This window comes from Streptomyces gilvosporeus (assembly GCF_002082195.1).
In the GTDB taxonomy this organism is placed as follows: Bacteria; Actinomycetota; Actinomycetes; order Streptomycetales; family Streptomycetaceae; genus Streptomyces; species Streptomyces gilvosporeus.
Window position 1 is genome coordinate 3,122,704 of the sequence record NZ_CP020569.1, and the last position, 15,932, is coordinate 3,138,635.

Below are 15,932 nucleotides of genomic sequence, written 5' to 3' on the forward strand. Positions count from 1 at the left end.
CTTGGAAATTGCCTACCGGCGGGCGCGCGGGATGCTGGCGGCCAGCTCTCCCGGATCGCTGGGGGCGGTCGTGACCGACGGGTCGAGGCCGCCCCGGCCCACGCCGTCCCCACGGTTGTGGAACAGCTCCGCCAGTGCCTTGGCGTCCGCCTCGCGGGCGTCGTCGTCCTCGCCGGAGATCCGGGCGGCCAGAGCATCCGGAAGGTTGTACTTCCGGGCCAGGCGCTCCCGCTGGAGTTCCGTCTCCAGCTCTGCCGCGCGGTCCGCCACCGCCTGGTACTCCTCGGGGGTCTTGGCCGCCTTCAGGGCCTCTGCCGTCTCCCGGGCCTTGGTGCGGTACTTCGCCGCTTCCGCTCGTACGGCCTTCAGCTCCGTGCGGAGGGCGTCGGCGTCCAGCTCCTGGCCGTCGCCCTGCTCCTCCGACTGCGGAGGCTGCGTAACCGACGCCACGGCGGCCTCCTGGCCGTCGTCCCGGCCCTCTGCTTCCGAAGTTGCATCGGTGGGGTTGTCTACCATGCGTCATGCCTCCAAGGTCATTAGTGATAAAGCGAGGGCCGCTGCCATAGCAGCAGTCGCCTTCCTCTTCGATCCGCCGGTCGTTCGAGCAAGGCGCTCACTCGGCTGAACTGCACACCTTCCTATGGGATTTGACCAACGAGACAGCTTTCCGAGGCTACGCTGTCAGCATGGATTGGTCGCACTTCTTCGCAGGGGCGAGCCTCGTCGTCACCGCCCTACCTCCTCTTATTCAACTGTGCCGAAAATGGATAGACAGAGAGACCAAAATTCGGCACATTGAAGACGCTTTTGGCCGACGCAGAACAAAAAACGGAGACTCGCCCTACGGGGGGCCGCGTGCCTGAACAGAAGGTCCGCCCCCGCCCAATCAACGTAGCCGATATCAGCAGCGCCGGTATCGCAACTCTCATGGTCACCATCGGATTTAACCTCGGATCGAGCACCTGGCCAGGCAAGATCTGTATATGGTCAGCACCATGGCTTGTGTTGTGCCTACCACCTATCATCGCCGCTTTTCTCAGTACCCTTGATGACAGGCTCAAGCACTGGCAGTGGAAGGGACATCGAAAGCGACTCAAGGCGCTACACGATCAAACAACCGACAAAGAGGTCCGTCGCGAAATAATGGCTGCAATCAACATGGCCGACAAGGAACTCTCGGCCCGGCTCGTCGAAGGCATGCGTGGGATCCACGCGGAAGAACAAGCCAATACCTGACCGGTCAGAACTACCACTACAACATGCCCGTCAGGATTGGCTCGCGTATCGTTGCGCATCAATGTGGCGCCGCCAGGCTCTCCGGGCCTCCGCGCCCGTCATTCCGCGGGTGACCTCCTGCCATTCGCGGTCGAACCGCTTGGCGTCGTCGGTCATGAAGTCGTTCCGGCGGAACACCGGGACCGTCTGGCAGTGGCACCCGTTGTGGTAGCGGGTCAGGTCCTCCAGCGCGACAGGGGGCCGCCGGTTCGCGCGGGCCCGCCAGTCCGGGGAGCCCTTCGGCTTACGTCGCCCGCCACCGGCCGCCGTGGCCCGGCTGGTGTAGATCGCTCCCCGGCTGGCGAGCATGGCGCAGAACGCACACGGGTTGCCGTCAGTCACGCGGGCCCAACCGACGGCCCGCCGGTCCCGCTTCGACGCCCGGTCGATCAGGTCCCGTCCGGCCCGCAAGGTCTCGCGGTCTGCTGCTCCGGCCGAGGTGCGGCCCGCCGTCTGTGACGCGTCCTCCAGTTCCTGGAGGAACCCGGCATCGTCCAGCCTGCCGCGCGCCTGGTCGGTGGCCGCCTGGGCCACGTCCTGGCGCAGCTTGGCCGGGCCCTGGGAGACGAGGGATGCCACGGCCGCCCGGTCGTGGGCGTCCTCGGGTTCGTCGGGCCAGTCGAAGCCGTCCAGCCGGATTCCCTCGCCGTCGTCTGGCTCGGGCGTGCGGATCGTGCCCGTCTGCTGGGCCCAGTCCTCCCGCAGTTCTCCCAGGGTCGTGGTCTCGCCCACGTGCTCCCCGGACAGAGGCGGGAGGGTGTGGCCGGTCTCCAGGGCCCGGTAGAGGCGATAGAACGCCGCCGCCTGGCTCCGGGACCGGTGCCGCTCCCCTCGAACCAGGGCCAGCATCCAGGCCAGCCACGCCGAACCGCTCTCCTCCAGGGAGTGGGGGTTCACGCGCGACCACTGGGCCAGACACTGGGCGGAGACGCCCGCACCGATGCGGGCCTGTGCCCGCCAGTGCTCATCGAGGAGGGCCGCCGTTGCTCTACTCACCGTCACCGCCGGCCAAGCGCTCCGTACCCGGCGCCGGGGCCACGGCCGACGCCATTGCGTCCGCCATGCGTAGGCCGGGGTCGTCGGCCTCCTGGATCTGCGCCCACTCCTCCACATCCCGCGCCGTGACGCCGGGAATGCGCGACCACATGGCGCGGGCCGGAACGTTGAGCATGGTCACGGCCTTGCCCAGGGCATCCACCGTCTGGGCCAGGGAGCGGCTTTCCGCGTCCTTCCACAGGACTTCAGCGCGGGCATCCGGCTCCGCGCCCACGACCGTGGCACACAGGAACAGGACCAGTTCCCAGGACTCCCCCATGGCGTGCTTGTACTCATCCACCGCGCGGGAGAGCGCGGACTCAGCAGCCGCCAGGGCCTCCGCGCTCAGGTTGACCATGGAGCCCAGGAGGTAATGCGGCGGGGTCTGGGAGAGCGCGGCCAGGTGCTTGGTCGCCAGCTCGATGGCGTCCAGGAACCCTGAAAGCGGCGTTTCGTCCAGCTGAGAGAACTTGGTGTCCGGGTCCGGTGCGACCAGGAAGCGCGACGCGTCGGCCTGGATCGGGATTACCTGCGGGCGCCCGTTGGCGTCGTAAAGGATCTCCCCGGTATCCGGGTCACGCCGGAATTCCGGCGCCATGCCGCTGATCGTTCGCACCTTGAACGACCCGAACGTCTGCGAAACCAGCAGGTCAAACACCGTTTGATTGACCCGGTCCTGGATCGGGATCATGGGCTCCACCACGCCCGTGACACGGCCCTCCAGGTCGATGTCCGGCGCGAACCGCACGACCGGGCAGACGTCCATGCCGTGGCGTCGGGACGCCAGCATCTTCGGGCCGCCTTTCCCGCCCACCAGGAGGTCATAGACGTGGGTGGCGTCGTACAGCCACGCCCGCGCCTCCACGCCTTCCGCATCGGGGACGGTCTCCACCTGGAGCCCCCACAGCGGAAGCGCATCGGCCGCCGGGTCCTCGTACGAGGCATACAGCAGCCGCGGGGACACGCCCCGGATCACTGGCCGGGCCGGGTCCGCCGGGTCCGGCAGGACCGTGGCGAACGCCTGGCCGTAGGTGAGTGCGGCCCGGTGGACGGGGGTCTGGCGGGCGTCCATGCGGTTGTCCTGCCAGGCCCGCCACTCCGCCGGAGTCTCCTCCGGAGCGCCCCCGTCCGGGCCCGTGCTCCGCCGGTAGCCGTCCACGGCCATGGCCTGACTCGGAGTCTTCACCAGGAGCGGCAGCCAATTGGAAATGGCCCGCCTGGCCAGGAGCTTGTATTCCTCGGTGGCGCTGCGGGGGATGTACGGCCCGTCATGCTCGCCACGCATGTACCGGTCTATTCGGTCCAGCCGCTCACGATCCGCGCGCAGCCGGGAGAACCCCAGCTCCGCCCGCCCTACGGGGGAGGAATTCGTCTGTGCCAAAACGCTGCGCCACTCCTAGAAAAAGAAGACGGCCCCCGATCGTTCGGAGGGCCGCGTCCTGCCGGATTCGATGAGTCGATGTCGCGCCAGGTCAGCCAGCAGCGTGGCCGCGTACGCGTCGACCTTGTGCGCGGACTCTCTGTTGGGCTTGCCGAAGGACAGGCCGTAACGGTTGGGCCGGCGCCGGGTGTTCAGGACGTGCCGACGCAGCGTGCGCCCCAGGGGAAGCGTTTCCCCTGGGTGCCGGACGTGGCCGTCCTCCACAGCTGCCACCAGCCGTTCATTGGCCAGGGTCAGTTCCTGGAGGCCGCCGCGCATGTCCCGGCCCACCGCCGATTGCGGGGATGCTTTGATCACCAGGCGGTCCCGGTAGTCCTCCGACCACGCATCCACGTAGCTCTCCCAGAGCGCTACGTCCGCGTGGAACGCCTGAACGTCGTAGCGCTCCATGGCGTTACGGACCGCGCCGTCCACGGCCTGGCGGTCCACCTCCCAGCCGTCCCCGGCCGGGCCGTCGGGCCGCTCCCACACGCCCAGGGGGACGATCAGGCGATCCCGGACGCGCATCGCTATGAGGCAAGTTGCGTCATCGGATTTGCCGCCGTCGAACCCGAGGGTTACCGCGTCGCCATCCTCCAGGCGGTCATCCACCGCGCAGTTATCCCAGTCCTCCGGACTGATCAACTGGTCTTCAGCCGTCACCAGTTGGTTCAGGAACATGCGCTGGGACCGGCTCCGGGGCATGTGGCCGGAGTAGACGGTGGAGACGATCCACTCCACATCCAGCCAGTCCGCGTCACCACGGGCCGCGAGGATGCCGGCCCGGAGCTGGTCCGGGTCCGCCAGGTCCACGGGCGGGGACTCCACGGAGTCGTAGTACAGCCCGGAATCCCGGCTCTTGCCCTCCGCGAACTTCGACCAGGCGTGGCAAGTCTGTTCCGCCACGGACTCCTCACCCGGAAGGGGAGCATTCGTGATCTCCATGGTCCGGGCGCCGCCGCCCCGGGACTTGCCGACGTTGCCCGCGATGGTCATCGCCATTTCGTGGCCACCGTTGGACGAGATCCAGTGATGGGTCTCGTTCATCACCACGAAGGTGGACCGGCCGCCCTCCAGGGCACGCGGCGAACTGGTCACCGCCTCGATAACGCCCCCCGCACGGGAGTAGATGATCTCCTTGCCCAGGTCGACGCCGTATTCCGCGATGCACTCCGCAGAGAACATCCCGGGGAACAGGCGCATCGTGTTGCGGGTCTGGTCCTTGCTGACCGCGCAGACCTGGACCCACGGAGCCGGATGTGGAACCGCTATCGGGGTGCCGTCTTCCCGCCAGCCGCCGAAACGGCACGGGCCGACGAACTCCACGGCACACAGGGCCGCCAGGAACGGGTCCTTCCCCCAGCCCTTCAGGCGCCGGATGGTGCCCTGCCGCCGCGTGAACTCCCCAGCGTCGTTGATCTCGAACCAGCGGAGCACGATCCGGACCTGTTCCGGGGTGAACCGCCAGGGCTGGCCCGCGTCCGGACCGTCTGGCTGAAGGAGGTAGCGGGAGGTCCACAGGAGCACGTCCCAGCCCAGGGTCCTCGTCGGGTCCGGCACGGTGTCCGGCCACGTACGGACCGGTTCAAGCGTCTGGGCTGGCAAGGCGTCGCCTCCCCTCGGAATCAGGGAGTGACACCACTCCAATTACTGCTGTGCTGCGGCCTTCCGGTACGTCTCCATGAGCGTCACGCGGGCGGCTTCCGCCGGGTCCTCCCCGCCGGCCTCCCGCTCCAGCTCCACGCGGGCCCGCCGTCGGGAACCTTCCGTGGTGAGTAGGTCCGTCATCGCGGACATGACGCTCTGGAATAGCTGGGCGGAGAATTTGGACTGGCTCAGGTTTCGGCTCATGGCCTCCGCCACGTACACCGCCGTGAGCCAATCCGACTGCTCGTAGAACTGGGCCTGGCCGGAGTCCTTCAGGGACTGGAACCACCGCTTCGCGATGGGGTGCCAGTCGCCGGATGCCCGCGGGACCGTCGGGGCCTTCCCGGCCTCCGCCTTCACCAAGGCCGGACCGTCCGACACGTTGCGCCTGCGGCGCTGGCCGCTTCGTTTCGGGATAGGGCCCGACATGGTGACACCTCCAACACACGTGAACGCCGAACCGTGCACCCACGCGCCCCACCCGTGCCTGCGGACGGCAAATCCAGAGAAAAGGGAGCGCGAAGCTCAAAAACGGCGGAGGCCGTTTGCCCTGATTTGGTGCTATATGTCGACCATTCGCCAGGGTTCGCCAGGGTACGCCAGGTGTTCGCCCACTCCCGCACCCGTGTCAGATGTGCATCACATCGTCCGGAGGAGACCCAAAGTGCCCACACGTCAAACACCCCAGCAGGACACAAACCCGAAGTTCGAACTTCGTTGGGGAGGGCTCCACGTGAGCATTCAACGCATCCCAGCATGGCTACTCACCCTGGCGAGCACGGCAGCCGGTAGCGGCATCGCCTGGTGGACCACCCGGTGAAGCAGGACAGGCGGGCTTACCGGCCGCTTCCGCGAGTCCGGCCCGCACGGCCCACCGGGGCTACGTGTTCGCCGACCAGTACCCCTGACGACCCCGGAACCCGTACAGAATCCGAGCCGCTATCACGCTTCGGTCTTTCTCTCGATGCGGCGGGGGCCACCTCCACTCCCCAGGAGCCGCACTGGCCAGTCCGACGGCCGCCGGAGCCGCGAGTCGCTGTGCGTCTAGGGCGAGGGCACCATCCCAATAGGCATGGGGAACCTCCGAACAGCAAAGCGGGGGATCGATACTGCACACCTCACACGAGGGACAGAAGGCATGCGGACCCGCGGCATGGGCAGTGCGCTTATACCGCAATCCTCCTACGCGAATGGATGATTCATGCGTCGCATCGCTACCTTCAGTGTGAAGAAGATCAGCACTCAGCGCTCACTCGGCCTCTCCATCATTCTCGGCGCCTGCGTACTCGCCGGCGCGAGCGTCATCCCCGTGCATGCGGCCGCTCCCGAGGAGCCCATCATCGTGAAGGGGCCGGCAGCTCAACGGGACCGTAATGATTGGGACGAGAGCATCGCCAAGTGCCCCTCAGGAACTCGCGTTGTCGGCGGTGGCTACGAGGTAAACCAGTCGGCACACACACGACTGCCCCGCACTGCCATCGTGAACATCACAGCCAACCACCCGCTGGCTGACGGAAGCGGCTGGAGGATCGCCGCCGAAGACGGCGACGTGGGCTCGTACGCCATGTGCGCCAAGCCGTAGCCAGCCAGGAGACCGCACCGCCCACGCCCTGGCGGCACCCTAACGAGCGGAGTACCCATGGGCGGTGCAGTCCCCACGCTCCCCTACCTCAAATCCCCCGGGTGCCGCCCCTCCGGCCTCCGCCTGCTCACCCGCCTCCGCTTGGCCGCCACGCCCTCCGCACTGGACTTCCGCGCATGATGCCAACGGCACAGCGCCTGAAGGTTCGCCAGGTCGTGATCATCGCCGGGGACGATGTGGTCCACGTCCGTGGCTGATGCTGTACACCGCGCCCCCGTGTCCCGCAGGACGGCCACGCACTGGAAGCCGTCCCGCTTCAACACAGACAGGCGCCGGACCGGCCAATCTGATGGCAGTCGGAGTCGCCGATCACTACCTGTCCAAGGCAAGGACACACCCTTCCCACGCCTTTCGGACCCTGGGTCCCTGTTGCTCGTAGTGCGCTTTTGTGTGGCCAGGGATCATCACATCGGGCGGTTTCACGCATACCCACGTGCACCAGCGGGAAACGAGCACGGCGACTAGAAGAGCTAAATTCACAGGAGATCCCATGCTTACCGGTGACACCTTCTCCTCCTCGACGTTCGCCATCGAGCTCGGCAAGTTCCAAGTCGAAACAGTCCAGGATGTATCCGGCCTGACACTCGGACAGGACGTGGTCGAGGTCCGCCAGGTCAGCTCGACCGGCGAGCTCATCGTCCGCAAGCAGCCCGGAGCACGAAACGCGGGCGAGATCACCATTACTCGCGGCATGGACAAGAGCACTGCATTCACGGAATGGATCAAGACCACCCTTGATAACGCAGACCTCGACTCCGCCCGCCAGAACATCACCATCGCTCTGAAGGACGCACAGAAGCGGACCGTACGTCGCATCCACCTCACGAACGCATGGGCTTCCAGCTGGGAAGGCCCATCGCTTGGCACTGAAAGCACAGGCCCAGCAACCGAGAAGGTGACCATCACTTACGACGACGTCACCGTCGAATAACCTCTTAGAGCGGCTGGGGCTTCGCCCTGACAGCCACCACACCCTGTAAGCAGTCCCGGCCGGAATCGAACCGGCGCCCATCCGATCGGCAATCGGACGCTCTACCGCTGAGCTACGAGACCACGGCTCAACTCCCGCGCGTCATCCCGGAGGAGAGAACGGGGCGCATGGGAGGAGCCACGGCGGAGGACCGCCCCCACCTCCACGTCCAACGCTGGAGAGTGGAGCCATGCCCCGCCTTCATATGCATTAACTGGGGGACGTGACAGGACGTTAAGAGGGCTCGTCCCCGCGCCCGCTGCATGGGGCGGAAAGACTGCCCTCCGCTCCTTCTTTCTTATGCGCGGGTATAAGAAAGAAGGACTCCAGGACAGTTTTCCCGCCCCGAAGCCCTCCACTTAGTCACTCTCCGCTCAGCCGGCACTAGCTCAACGTGAGAGGGAGCCGAGTTCTCGGCGAGGCCGACTCCCTCAACGTGACGTGCCTCTCAGTTGGTGCTCACTCCTGCTGCGGCTTCTCCGCCCAACGGATGACTACGCGGTCGCGCGTATTCGCATTACGGCCTCGACCTACGGCCTTGGCGATCCTCACAGAGTCGATGAACAATCCCAGGAACTCGCGGCATTCCTCTAGCCCCCAGTCGGACCAGGGCGTCCCCTCACCGATGGGATCCCCACTGAGGGACGTCCACTCTGCTGGGATCTCAATCGCGGCCCCCGCCGCTCCGTCCAGTTCCGCCAGCCGCTCTGCTGTGCGCCCTTCATGAGCAGTCAGCCGTTCCACGGACTCCCGGAACATCTTGCTGCCTACCTCACCTGCGTACAGCCCCTCTTGGCGGTCCTGGTAGATGGTGCGGAGGGCGTCCCGTACATGCTCCAGCTCAGCACGCGTTGCCGCACGATCCGCTTCGCGCTGCGACGTGTCCCGCTGGTGAGCGAACCTGCGGGCCGCCTCCGCCAGCCACTCCCTGTCGTCCTCGTCGGACGGGTCCATGGCCGTGAGCCGTGCCCATACTCGGCGGGCCACTTCGTCGTCCGCGTCCACCATGCTGATGACCAAACCGCCATGACCGGGCACTACTCCGCCCGCACGGTTGCACTTGTAGTAGAGCTTCCCGGAGCGCTTATCGCTGACCATGACCGAGCCGCATACGTCACAGAAGAGGAGGCCGTGGCCCGCCAGGAGCGTCGGTACCCGACGCCCGGAACGAACGACCGTCCTGGTCCGACCGTCCAGCACGTCCTGGAGCTTCCACCACTCGTCATCCGGGATGATCGCTTCGTGCGACTCCACGGGGCGGCCCTCGTCGTCACGCAGGATCACACGCTTCCCGGCTGTACCAGGGACCACTTTCCCATCCACGTCCGTGGTCCTTTCCTTGCGCCCCTGCCACTCCATGGCGTATCCCGCCAGGCGGGGGTCCCGGAGGATGCGGAGGACCGTGGAGGAGGTCCAGCCCGGCCGCTCGGCCGCTTCGGAGGACCCCGCACGGCCCCGCCGAGCCGCAATCCGCTTGACCCCGGCTTCTCCAAGGCCGGTCGTCTTCGTGGGCACGCCCGCCTCGTTCAGGCGCTTGGCCACGGCGGACGCGGTGAGCCCGTCGCTCACCCATGCCGACATGTCCCGCACCACCGGGGCCTCCAAGGGATCCGGGACAAGACGGGTGACTGTCAGCTTGTCCCGGGTCTCCCGCTCCGACCTGAAGCCGAAAGGAGCGACGCCGGAGACATGGCTCCCGGCGCGACGGAGGGTGTCCTTCGTGGACGTGATGTAGGCGGACTTCAGGTCCGACTCCTGCTGGGCCAGCCCGGCGATGATGGCCAGAATGCCGACGCCCACGGGAGTAGAAGTGTCCAGGTAAGGCTCCTCGACCGAGACCAGCCGGACGCCGTACCGCTCAAGCTCATCGATGATCTTCATCGCCTCAAGGGCTCCCCGCCGGGTGAGCCGGGAGAGGGAGAAGACCACGACAGCATCCACGTGGCCGGCACGAACGGCGGCCATCATCTCCTCGAAGCCGGGACGGTGCACCCTGGGGTCCCAGCCCGATTTCCCCACGTCCTCGAAGTGTCCGGCATCGTCCCAGCCCTTGGAGGCTATGAGTGACGAGCACCGATCCCGCTGGGCAAGGGGAGATCCTTGGGAGTCGTCCTCCCGGCGCTTGGACTGACGTATGTAGGAGACTGCACGCACATGGTCCAGATTAGGACGCCAGCCCGGCGTCCGTTTTGTGAGAGGTGTCATGTGCCTAGCGTGGTAAAGATCAACGTGCTGAACGTCCCTGCCGAACAGCGGGAAACCCTCGAAAAGCGCTTCGCCTCCCGTGCGCACGCGGTGGAGAGCTCGGACGGCTTCGAATGGTTCGAGCTCCTCCGCCCGGTCGAAGGCACCGACGACTACCTGGTGTACACGCGGTGGCGTGACGAGGAGTCGTTCCAGGCGTGGATGGAGGGGCCCATGAAGGCCGCTCACCAGGGCGGCGGTGACCGGCCGAAGCCCGCCGCCAGCGGTTCCACCCTGTGGTCGTTCGAGGTGGTACAGCAGGCCGAGCCGAAGACCGCCTAGCGTCAGAAGGCGACGCCAGTGATGCGCCCCGATCGTTTCGTCGAGATCGGGGCGCATCAGTGTGTATCGCGCTCACTCCGGGCAGCGACGGAAGGGTCTCTCGCGTGACGATCCCTATGGGCCGTTAGGCCCTAACCGCGAGCGACTTTGCGGATGGAGTCCTGATCATGAACGAGAAAGATCAGGAAGCCGGGAGCCGGCCACGCCCACCTTTACCACCACACACACCACCGACACATGTATGCGTGAGAGCTCGCCACACCATCACGGCTGGAGTTCCCGGACATGACGGCCCGCACGCACAATGCGTTGCGGAACCGACTCGGCCCTCGATGACAATGGCGCCATGACCGACGCCGTCGCGCCCCCGCTTGCCTGGACCGTCTCCCCCGAACCCGTCGACTCCCCCGATGCCTGGGAGCTGTTGCGCGAGTACTACACCGAGGTCGCGGGCCGCTACTACGCGCTGCACGAGGACCGTCGCGCCACGCCAGAGGAGATCGCGGAGGGCCTGGCGCAGTATCCCGATGTCCATCTGGCGCCTCCGCACGGTGTGTTGCTGGTGGCCCGGCACGGTGGTGCGGCGGCCGGCTGTGCCGGAGTGCGGCTGCTGGACGAGCGGACCGCGGAACTCAAGCAGGTCTTCGTACGGGCCCGCCACCGCGGCCGGGGCGGCGCGGACGCGCTGCTCACGGCCGCCGAGTCGGCCGCGGCGCGGATGGGGGCCGAGCGGATCCGGCTGGACACCCGGCTGGATCTGGTGGAGGCGATTGCGTTCTACCGGCGGCATGGGTTCGCCGAGATCCCGCCGTATCACGACGGCATCTATGCCGAGATCTTCTTCGAGAAACGGCTGAGCCGGTGAGGGGTTGAGGGGGTACGGGGAGAGGCGAAGGGGCGGGTGCGCACGCCCGTGCCCCGCGGCGGGGGGGCCGCCCCCCCGCCGCGGGGCGGGTGCGCACGCCCGTGCCCCGCGGCGGGGGGGCGGCCCCCCCGCCGCGTCACCCCGGCGGCCGCGAGACCCCGCGCGGTGTGCGCGGTACGGTCTGGCGGGCGTCGCCGTCGTGGGGTTCCTCGCCGTCCGAGCCGCACAGCTCCGCCGTCAGCTCACGGACGAGTTCGGTCAGGTCGGTGGGGCGGTCCTTGGTCCACCAGTCGCCCAGCAGCTGTGCCAGCGACTCCTGGCGGGCGGTCGAGAGGCGAGCGGCCGCATCGCGTCCGAGGTCGGTGAGCAACAGCATCAGGCCCTCGCGCTCGGCCAGTTGGCGCTCCTCGACCTGGCGGATGGCCTCGGTGACCACGCCGAGCGGCACATTGGTGCGTTCGGCCAGCAGCGCCGCCTCCACCGATCCGTACCGGTAGATGCGCAGCACCAGCCAGGCGGCGGCCGGTTTGAGGTCGAGGCCGGCCCGCGCGGTGATCTTCTCGTAGATGTGCTTACGGCCCTCCGCGCTGCCCAGTTTGGACAGCGCGCGGGCGCATTCGTCGCGCGAGGAGCGCTCGACGGGGTTGGAGGAGAGCACCTCGCTGGTCTCGGGGGCGGTCACGCTGCGGCGCAGCGGCTCCTCCTTGAGGAACCACGCCAGGGCGAAGGCCAGGAGGACGACCGGGACGGCGTAGAGGAAGACATCGGTGATCGAGCGGGAATAGGCGTCCAGGACCCGGGCCACCACCGCGGGCGGGAGCCGATGGACGGTGCGCGGGTCCTGCGCGATCGTCGACGGGGTGACACCGGGCGGCAGTTGCGCACCGGTGAGGGCACGGACGATCCGCGGACCGAGGGCGTTGGTGAAGATCGTCCCGAAGATGGAGACGCCGAAGGAGGCCCCGATGGAACGGAAGAAGGTGGCTCCGGAGGTGGCCACGCCGAGGTCCTGGTAGGGCACGGCGTTCTGCACGATGAGCACCAGGACCTGCATGACCAGGCCGAGGCCGAAGCCGAACACGAAGAAGTAGCCGCTCATTTCGACGACGCTGCTGGCCGGGGTGAGCTGGTGGAGAAGCAGCAGGCCGAGGGTCACCACGGCGGTGCCCAGGACCGGGAAGACCTTGTAGCGGCCGGTGCGGGAGACGATCTGCCCGGAGGCGGTCGACGAGATCAGCATGCCGAGCACCATGGGCAGCATGTGCACACCGGACATCGTCGGGCTGACCCCCTGCACGACCTGGAGGAACGTCGGCAGATAGGTCATCGAACCGAACATCGCGAAGCCGATGACGAAGCCGATGACGGCGCAGAGGGTGAAGGTGCGCAGGGTGAACAGGCGCAACGGGAGGACGGGTTCGGCGGCCCTGCGCTCCACCAGGACGAAGGCGCCGAGCAGGAGGACGCCCAGTATGCCGAACCCCTCGACCTGCCAGGAGCCCCAGGGGTAACTCACGCCGCCGAGCGAGGTCATCAGCACGAAGCAGGTGGCGACGCCGGCGATCAGGGCGGTGCCCAGATAGTCGATCCGGTGCTTGGTACGGCGGCGCGGAATGTGCAGGACGGCGGCGATGACGGCCAGGGCGACGATGCCGACGGGGAGGTTGATGTAGAAGACCCAGCGCCAGCTGAGGTGGTCGACGAACAGCCCGCCCAGCAGCGGCCCCAGGACGCTGGTACCGCCGAAGACGGCGCCGAACAGGCCCTGGTACTTGCCGCGTTCCCGGGGCGGTACGAGATCGCCGACGATCGCCATCGACAGCACGATCAGACCGCCACCGCCCAGTCCCTGGAGCGCCCGGAAGGCGATCAGCTCGCCCATGGTGCGGGCGATCCCGCACAGCACCGAACCGATCAGGAAGATCACGATCGCGGTCTGGAACAGCTTCTTGCGGCCGTACTGGTCGCCGAGCTTGCCCCACAGCGGCGTGGCGGCCGTCGAGGCCAGGAGGTAAGCGGTGACCACCCAGGACAGATGGTCCAGGCCGCCCAGATCGCTGACGATGGTGGGCAGCGCGGTGGCGACGATGGTCTGGTCGAGTGCCGCGATCAGCATGCCGAGCAACAGGGCGCCGATCGCGACGAGGACCGCCCGCTGGGACCGGCCCTCGCCGGGTATGGCCGACGCGCGGGTGTCGTGCGCCATGAGCGTCTCCCTCGGTCCGAGGCGGTCCGCCCCTGGTGGACCGCCCTTCGCGTTCCTTCCATCGTGGTGGGTTCCGCCCGATATGGCCCGCCGAGCGGCAGCCCCGGGGCTGGGCCCACGGCCCCGGGGCTGTACGGCCCCCCGGCGGACACCCGTCGGACGTCCTGCGGATGCCCCGTCGATGTCCCGCGGATGCCCCCAGTTCCTGTGCAGACCCGTGCGGGCTCTGGATAATCGCTGCCGGTTCGAGGGCTCGAAGGCTGGATGGCTCCCAGGAGGCGACCGTTCGTGACCGTACAGACCTGCCCGCACTGCCGTGCCCCGGTACGCGGCGACGGACGGCCGAACTGCCTGTGTGCGGCGGTCGACGCGGAGGACTTCGATCCGCTGCGCATCCGGCCGTATGTGTCGCTGCCGGGGACCGAGGAGGACGAGGACGACGAGGCGTACGGGGCGGCGGACGGGTCCTTAGGGGGCGCCCGTTCAAACACCCCCTGGGGCGACCGCTCAGGCGCCCCCTCGGGCGACCGCTCAGACGCCCCCGTAGGCGACACCGCGGCGGCACCCCCCGCGCCCCTGAGGCCGCGCCGCCCCGGACCCACCTCCCGGACCGTCAGGATCTTCCACTCGGCCGACGTCTCCGCGGACGGCCCGGACCGCTCCTCCGGCCCCACCCGGGCCTCCGGCGGCGTCGGCCACGTCTCCGGCAGGCGTACGGGACGCGGGTGGCGCGCTACCAGGAGGCGTACGGGGTGACCGGCGACCCCACTGCCGTCTACGGGGCGCGGACGCGGGCTTCTCTGGAATCGCTGACCCAGGAGCCCCGGACCCGGAGTCGCCGACCCAGGAGCCACAGGGCCTGACAGCTGCTCTCACCAGGGCGGTTGTCGACAGCCGGGAGCGTTTTGTATCGTGTAGGAACAAAGTGGTTCCGCCCGCACTCCCTGACCGGCGGGCGGGACCGCTTGTGTTCTTTCCGCAGCTCCCGACCCGTCCGCCCGTAGCGCCCAGGAGCCCGTCGATGCCGGCCACCACCACGCTCACCGCCCGCGCCCTGCTGTTGGACATGGACAGCACGCTGGTGAACTCCGAGGCCGTCGTCGAGCGCTGCTGGCGCCGCTGGGCGGCCGAGCAGGGGCTGGACGCGGACGAGGTCCTCGCGGTCGTCCACGGGCGCCAGGGGTGGGCCACGATGGCCGCGCTGCTCCCGGACCGCCCGATGGAGCTCAACCTGGCGGACAACCGCCGCATACTCGCGCAGGAGACGGCCGACACGGACGGCGTGGTGCCGGTTCCCGGCGCCCCCGCCTTCATGGCCGCGATAGCCCGGCTGCCGCACGCCCTGGTGACCTCCGCCAACGGCCCGCTCGCCGACGCCCGGATGGGCGCCGCCGGGCTGCCCATGCCGTCCGTACGGATCACCGCGGAGAACGTGAGCGCCAGCAAGCCCGACCCCGAGGGCTTCCTCAAGGGGGCCGCCGAACTGGGTCACCGCCCCGAGGACTGCGTGGTCTTCGAGGACTCCGAGGCGGGCATCCTGGCCGGGCGCGCGGCGGGGATGCGCGTCCTCGGCGTCGGCGACCGCGCCGCCGCGTTCGCACCCACCGCCCACGTCCGCGACCTCACCCAGATCCGCGTCGAGGCGCTACCGGACGGCCTCATCGCGCTGCACATCGCGGCCTGAGACGCGACGCGGCGGCCCGAGCGGCCCCCGGGCCCCCGCCCGGCCCCGCCTCAGCCCGTGGCCGCCTCGTACAGGCTGATCCCCGCCAACAGGGCCATCACCCCGGCCGCCACCTTGGTGATCAGCTTCAGCGGTACGTACTTCATCAGCGTGCGGCCGCCCAGAATGCCCAGGCCCGCCACCGCCCACAGCGCCAGCACGGCGCCGACGCCGACCGAGAGCGGGTCGTCGTAACGGGCGGCGAGGTTGGCGGTCATGATCTGCGTCAGATCGCCGAACTCGGCCACCAGGATCATCGTGAAGCCCGCCCCGGAAACCTTCCAGAAGCTCTGGTCGGCGGGCGCCGTCACCTCGTCCTCCCCGTCGTCCTTCTTGAACAGCAGGACGGCGGCGCCCGCCAGGAAGAGCACCCCGACGACCGCCTGGACGGCGCGGTGCGGGAGCAGGGCGAGCGCGCTGCCCGCGGCGATGGCCAGCGCGACATGCACCAGGAAGGCGGCGGCGACTCCGACGAAGACGTAGGAGGGCCGGTACCGGGTGCCGAGCATGAGGCCGGCGAGCGCGGTTTTGTCGGGCAGTTCGGCAAGGAAGACGACGCCGAACACGACGGCGGCGACGGTGAAGCTGAACACGGAGTGGAACCTCGATCGGTAGGGCCGCAC

At 68.3% G+C, this 15,932-nt stretch carries 15 protein-coding genes and 1 tRNA gene; 7 read left to right on the forward strand and 9 right to left on the reverse strand.

The annotated features are described in order from the left end of the window. Positions 1–12: 12 nt before the first annotated feature. Positions 13–450, reverse strand: a complete 438-nt coding sequence (locus B1H19_RS13750; protein ID WP_159028051.1) for a hypothetical protein — start codon at positions 448–450, stop codon at positions 13–15. Between the two features lie 405 nt (positions 451–855). Between B1H19_RS13750 and B1H19_RS38645 the strand changes: the two genes are divergently transcribed. Next, positions 856–1,236, forward strand: coding sequence for a hypothetical protein (locus tag B1H19_RS38645; protein ID WP_159028052.1), 381 nt, complete (start codon positions 856–858; stop codon positions 1,234–1,236). Between the two features lie 30 nt (positions 1,237–1,266). On the opposite strand, the gene B1H19_RS13755 is transcribed toward B1H19_RS38645, so the two are convergent. Genes B1H19_RS13755 through B1H19_RS13770 form a run of 4 tightly spaced genes read right to left on the reverse strand, consistent with a single transcriptional unit; the run spans position 1,267 to position 5,806 of the window. Beyond that, complete coding sequence (locus tag B1H19_RS13755) at positions 1,267–2,271, reverse strand: VG15 protein (protein ID WP_083109614.1); 1,005 nt, start codon at positions 2,269–2,271, stop codon at positions 1,267–1,269. Further along, complete coding sequence (locus B1H19_RS13760; RefSeq protein ID WP_083105034.1) at positions 2,264–3,691, reverse strand: phage portal protein; 1,428 nt, start codon at positions 3,689–3,691, stop codon at positions 2,264–2,266. Before B1H19_RS13760 ends, B1H19_RS13755 begins: the two co-directional genes overlap by 8 nt. Positions 3,692–3,706: 15 nt before the next feature. Then, positions 3,707–5,335 (reverse strand): phage terminase family protein, encoded by a 1,629-nt coding sequence (locus B1H19_RS13765; RefSeq protein WP_237289283.1) that lies wholly within the window; start codon positions 5,333–5,335, stop codon positions 3,707–3,709. Positions 5,336–5,377: 42 nt separating this feature from the next. Next, positions 5,378–5,806, reverse strand: a complete 429-nt coding sequence (locus B1H19_RS13770; protein ID WP_472573293.1) for a phage terminase small subunit — start codon at positions 5,804–5,806, stop codon at positions 5,378–5,380. Positions 5,807–6,578: 772 nt separating this feature from the next. Here B1H19_RS13770 and B1H19_RS13775 point away from each other — a divergent pair. Both B1H19_RS13775 and B1H19_RS13785 read left to right on the forward strand, forming a co-directional pair. Continuing rightward, positions 6,579–6,959 (forward strand): hypothetical protein, encoded by a 381-nt coding sequence (locus tag B1H19_RS13775; protein WP_083105035.1) that lies wholly within the window; start codon positions 6,579–6,581, stop codon positions 6,957–6,959. 550 nt (positions 6,960–7,509) lie between these two features. After that, complete coding sequence (locus B1H19_RS13785; RefSeq protein WP_083105036.1) at positions 7,510–7,950, forward strand: phage tail protein; 441 nt, start codon at positions 7,510–7,512, stop codon at positions 7,948–7,950. Positions 7,951–8,000: 50 nt separating this feature from the next. Here the strand turns inward: B1H19_RS13785 and B1H19_RS13790 are convergent. Then, positions 8,001–8,072 (reverse strand) — tRNA-Gly (locus B1H19_RS13790). Between the two features lie 376 nt (positions 8,073–8,448). After that, on the reverse strand, positions 8,449–10,143 hold the full coding sequence (locus B1H19_RS13795) for a recombinase family protein (protein ID WP_159028053.1): 1,695 nt from the start codon (positions 10,141–10,143) through the stop codon (positions 8,449–8,451). A gap of 51 nt (positions 10,144–10,194) precedes the next feature. Between B1H19_RS13795 and B1H19_RS13800 the strand changes: the two genes are divergently transcribed. Both B1H19_RS13800 and B1H19_RS13805 read left to right on the forward strand, forming a co-directional pair. Then, the gene (locus tag B1H19_RS13800) at positions 10,195–10,515 is read left to right on the forward strand and encodes an antibiotic biosynthesis monooxygenase family protein (protein ID WP_237289284.1); all 321 of its coding nucleotides are present in this window, start codon (positions 10,195–10,197) and stop codon (positions 10,513–10,515) included. A gap of 346 nt (positions 10,516–10,861) precedes the next feature. Then, positions 10,862–11,380, forward strand: coding sequence for a GNAT family N-acetyltransferase (locus B1H19_RS13805; RefSeq protein ID WP_083105038.1), 519 nt, complete (start codon positions 10,862–10,864; stop codon positions 11,378–11,380). A 136-nt stretch (positions 11,381–11,516) separates the two neighbouring features. Here the strand turns inward: B1H19_RS13805 and B1H19_RS13810 are convergent, their stop codons facing one another. Beyond that, positions 11,517–13,586, reverse strand: coding sequence for an MFS transporter (locus B1H19_RS13810; RefSeq protein ID WP_083105039.1), 2,070 nt, complete (start codon positions 13,584–13,586; stop codon positions 11,517–11,519). 288 nt (positions 13,587–13,874) lie between these two features. On the opposite strand from B1H19_RS13810, the gene B1H19_RS13815 reads away from it, so the two are divergent. Together B1H19_RS13815 and B1H19_RS13820 are read left to right on the forward strand one after the other, a co-directional pair. Further along, on the forward strand, positions 13,875–14,342 hold the full coding sequence (locus tag B1H19_RS13815; protein WP_083105040.1) for a hypothetical protein: 468 nt from the start codon (positions 13,875–13,877) through the stop codon (positions 14,340–14,342). Positions 14,343–14,607: 265 nt separating this feature from the next. After that, positions 14,608–15,270, forward strand: coding sequence for an HAD-IA family hydrolase (locus tag B1H19_RS13820; RefSeq protein ID WP_083105041.1), 663 nt, complete (start codon positions 14,608–14,610; stop codon positions 15,268–15,270). A 50-nt stretch (positions 15,271–15,320) separates the two neighbouring features. On the opposite strand, the gene B1H19_RS13825 is transcribed toward B1H19_RS13820, so the two are convergent. Further along, on the reverse strand, positions 15,321–15,902 hold the full coding sequence (locus B1H19_RS13825) for a TMEM165/GDT1 family protein (RefSeq protein ID WP_083105042.1): 582 nt from the start codon (positions 15,900–15,902) through the stop codon (positions 15,321–15,323). Between the last annotated feature and the right edge of the window lie 30 nt (positions 15,903–15,932).